Annotated in this window: 4 protein-coding genes and 1 pseudogene; 3 read left to right on the top strand and 2 right to left on the bottom strand. The window is 58.9% G+C overall.

What is annotated here, in order from left to right; all coding sequences use genetic code 11:
* Positions 1-92: 92 nt before the first annotated feature.
* Positions 93-746: an IS5 family transposase gene (locus ASD12_RS24590; protein WP_280139598.1), complete on the bottom strand. Its 654-nt coding sequence runs from the start codon at positions 744-746 to the stop codon at positions 93-95.
* Between the two features lie 169 nt (positions 747-915).
* On the opposite strand from ASD12_RS24590, the gene ASD12_RS35565 reads away from it, so the two are divergent.
* On the top strand, positions 916-1,245 hold the full coding sequence (locus ASD12_RS35565) for an SH3 domain-containing protein (RefSeq protein ID WP_082525660.1): 330 nt from the start codon (positions 916-918) through the stop codon (positions 1,243-1,245).
* Here the strand turns inward: ASD12_RS35565 and ASD12_RS24580 are convergent.
* Positions 1,227-1,496: a hypothetical protein gene (locus ASD12_RS24580; protein WP_244482966.1), complete on the bottom strand. Its 270-nt coding sequence runs from the start codon at positions 1,494-1,496 to the stop codon at positions 1,227-1,229. The two genes, ASD12_RS35565 and ASD12_RS24580, sit on opposite strands and share 19 nt — an antisense overlap.
* A 339-nt stretch (positions 1,497-1,835) precedes the next feature.
* On the opposite strand from ASD12_RS24580, the gene ASD12_RS24575 reads away from it, so the two are divergent.
* Complete coding sequence (locus ASD12_RS24575; RefSeq protein WP_056592465.1) at positions 1,836-2,036, top strand: hypothetical protein; 201 nt, start codon at positions 1,836-1,838, stop codon at positions 2,034-2,036.
* 223 nt (positions 2,037-2,259) lie between these two features.
* Positions 2,260-2,951: pseudogene (locus tag ASD12_RS24570) on the top strand (IS6 family transposase).
* Positions 2,952-3,203: the final 252 nt, after the last annotated feature.

The following is a 3,203-nucleotide window of genomic DNA, read 5'->3' as shown; positions in this document are numbered from 1 at the left end:
AATCCCCGCTGAAAAAACGCAGGGTAAGGGTCAAACATGGGTCAATTCTCGATGGAAATATCCTGGGTTGCCGGGTCAGTTCTCAGTGGCAATCAACACACAGCGCTTTGGCGAAGGCCTTTGCCTCCGGCCAGGTCGTTTTGCTGCGCTGTCCGGCCAGGGGCGTAGCCACCATCGGCGAAGACATGATGCAGCCATGGCCAGCGTTTGAGGATGGCCTTCAGGACCGCCGGCGCGCCGTCGCGGTCCTGAATGTCGGCGGCATGGACGACGAGCCCGACCAGCAGGCCGAGCGTGTCGACAACGATATGGCGCTTGCGGCCCATGACCTTCTTGCCGGCATCAAAGCCCCGGATTCCGCCGCTTTCGGTGGTCTTGACCGACTGACTGTCGATGACGCCGGCCGTCGGGCTGGCTTGCCTGCCTTCCCGTTCGCGTGCCGCCATCACAAGCTCGTTGCTGATGGTGCGCAGCAGGCCCTCGTCACGCCAGCGCCAGAAGTACTTCTGCACCGTCGAGAACGGTGGAAAGTCCTTCGGCAAAAGCCGCCACGCACCGCCCGAGGAGGCCAGGTACAAAAGCGCGTTCACGACTTCGCGCAGATCCGTCTTGCGCGGCCGACCGATGCGGTTCGGCCGAGGCATGTGCGGTATTACAATCAGCGCCCATTCCGGATCGGTCAGATCGCTTGCGTAACGGGCGCAGCGCCGCTCATAGTGCGGACGGGTGATTTCAGTCCAGGCCATCGTGATCTCCGTCGAATCTCAGAAATCCGACTGAATCATAACCAACTGAAATCACTCACCTCTTTTTGGAACAGACACTAAGTACCGAGCGATCGTCCGATGAAGTGAGCGGTGCCTCTAACGGCGTCTGATGATCATCGATTCCTACCGCGTTCGCAGGTGAACTGCTATGAATTCCGGAGCACCGCTCGGCTTCCTAACAGTCCCCCGGCTGGTCGGGCATCGGTTACAATTCGTCCTCGCCCTTTTCATTGCCACAGCTGCGTTGATCTCGATACCCGCGCCGATGGCTGGGCTGCGGGCCGAGATCAGCGCTCTTCCTCTGTCTCGCTTCGTCTCGCTGAAAGCTTCATCCGCCAATCTGCGCGTCGGCCCGGGCACCGGCTCCGACATCCAATGGGCCATGACACGCCCGGGCATCCCGCTGGAGATCTACCAGCAGTATGGCTATTGGCGCCGCTTAACGGATTGGCAGGAAGGTCAGCGTTCCGAACTGTAAACGAGGCCCGGCTCGAGGATCCATTCGCCGGGAGAGAGCGATTGGACATCATAGCGCCCATCGGACAGTCGCGCGGCAACCCCGACGAAGCGGTAGCGAGCACCTGCTGAATCCACGACTGCAGCGAAGATCGGCTGTTCGGCAAGGTAGCCGACGACTGTATCGGTGCCAGACCCCTGAGCGGCTGGTCTGGCAATCCTGAGGATGTAGTATTCTATGGGAATGCTTCTTGCACCCATGCGCATGGCCATGCCCTTCCCCAAGAGGAATAGTGCAGCCCAGTATGCCCCTCACCGCCGCAATAAATCCAACGAAACGAGCTGCGATGTCGGGTCTGCTGCCATCGTGAATTCCCCATTTGGCGGAAGGATCCGAAATGCACGCATGCTCTCCAGTTGGAGTGGCCTTCTGGGCGAACGCATTTGCTGGGCTCTTGGGCCGGCGGAATATTCACTTTTTCGAGCGCGGTTTGAATCGACTTTTGGGGGTCACATTTGAAGCGTAGCTCTTATCCGTCGCCCGTATCAAACAAAGGCAAGCTGACGCTTGGAAGCGATTATCGGGCTTTGACCCTGGCATAGGAGGCAAGCATGTCACCAAACGGTGTGGCTGATTCCGTCGAACTCACCATTTTGGCAAAAGCATTGGATGATTACTGCACCGCTCACCACATCGTCGGTGTCTCTGACCGTGAGTGGATCGCAATCAAGGTGATGAGTCTTTTCAGGCGGGGTTTGATCAGGCCCGAGCAGTTGTCAGCGGAGCTTGAAAAGATCGTCGAGCGACCCTGACCTCTCGACCCTACCCGGTGTCCGATCCACGCCGGGTGCGATGGCACTGCTGTCATGAAGGTAACGATCCACTCGGACGCTGGCGCCAGACATTCCTCTACTGGCGGCAACTCAAAGCGCCGAAGAGAGATAGCCAGACTCATTTACCAAGTTGGATCTGTCGCAAACTCTTCGGTAATGGAATCGAGGGCATGAAGGCTCTTCAGTTTCTCGGGAGCTTGTTATGTTCAAGGGTCGTCATTTCGACCAGTCGGTGATCCTGCTGTGCGTACGCTGGTACCTGGCCTACAATCTCAGCCTGCGTGATCTTGAGGAGACGATGGCCGAACGCGGCCTGTGCGTCGATCACTCCACGGTGCATCGCTGGGTTGTCCGCTTCTCGCCGCAACTGCTGGAGCGCTTCAACCGGCGCAAGCGGACCGTCGCCGGCAAGTGGCATATGGACGAGACCTATATCGCGGGCAATGGATGTATCTCTACCGTGCCATCGACAGCGTCGGCGACACGGTCGAGTTCTTCTTCAGCCAACACCGTGACCTGGTGGCGGCCAAACGCTTCCTGCGCAAGGCGTTGCAGCGTCATGGCCACCCCGAGCGCATCGTCATTGACGGCAGCCAGACCAATCGCGAGGCGATCGTTTCCTGTGACGCGGAAAGTCGGCTGCGGGATCGCTCGCGGCGGCGGCTCAAGCCGATCCGCATCCGAAAGAGCCAGTATCTCAACAACCGGATCGAGCAGGATCACCGGCGCATCAAGCGCCGCATCCGCTCCATGCTCGGCTTCAAGTCGCAGGCGAGCGCCGCCACCATCCTGTCCGGCATCGAGATGATCCACATGATGCGCAAGCGACAGGCGAGGTATGCCTACAATCCCAGTCCGTCGATCGCCGAGCAGTTCGATATCCTCGCTGCCTGACGGACAGGCCGAAATGGCCGTTCACTACCCCATTTCCAAGTTTGCGACAGAACCGGAGAGCCGTCCACAGCATCAAAAGTGGACAATCCGCTATTGGGTGGCATTTGGAGAAGTTGCCTTACCCTCGCGACCTCATCGCAACGTAAACTTCTCCAACAGATGGGGTGATTGGGGTCTCGGTCGAGCCTAACTGAGGGCGGCTGCTCCTGTCGGGATGTGAGAACGTGGTCGATGTGAATCGCCACAAACATC

The organism is Mesorhizobium sp. Root102, assembly GCF_001425625.1.
GTDB lineage: Bacteria > Pseudomonadota > Alphaproteobacteria > Rhizobiales > Rhizobiaceae > Mesorhizobium.
The sequence above is the reverse complement of the archived record's forward strand: the minus strand, read 5'-3'. Positions and strand labels throughout refer to the sequence as shown.

Excerpts from the sequence above, each read along its gene's own strand:
- ASD12_RS24590 (WP_280139598.1), bottom strand. The coding sequence starts at position 746 with ATGGCCTGGACTGAAATCACCCGTCCGCACTATGAGCGGCGCTGCGCC.
- ASD12_RS35565 (WP_082525660.1), top strand. The coding sequence starts at position 916 with ATGAATTCCGGAGCACCGCTCGGCTTCCTAACAGTCCCCCGGCTGGTC.
- ASD12_RS24580 (WP_244482966.1), bottom strand. The coding sequence starts at position 1,496 with ATGGCCATGCGCATGGGTGCAAGAAGCATTCCCATAGAATACTACATC.
- ASD12_RS24575 (WP_056592465.1), top strand. The coding sequence starts at position 1,836 with ATGTCACCAAACGGTGTGGCTGATTCCGTCGAACTCACCATTTTGGCA.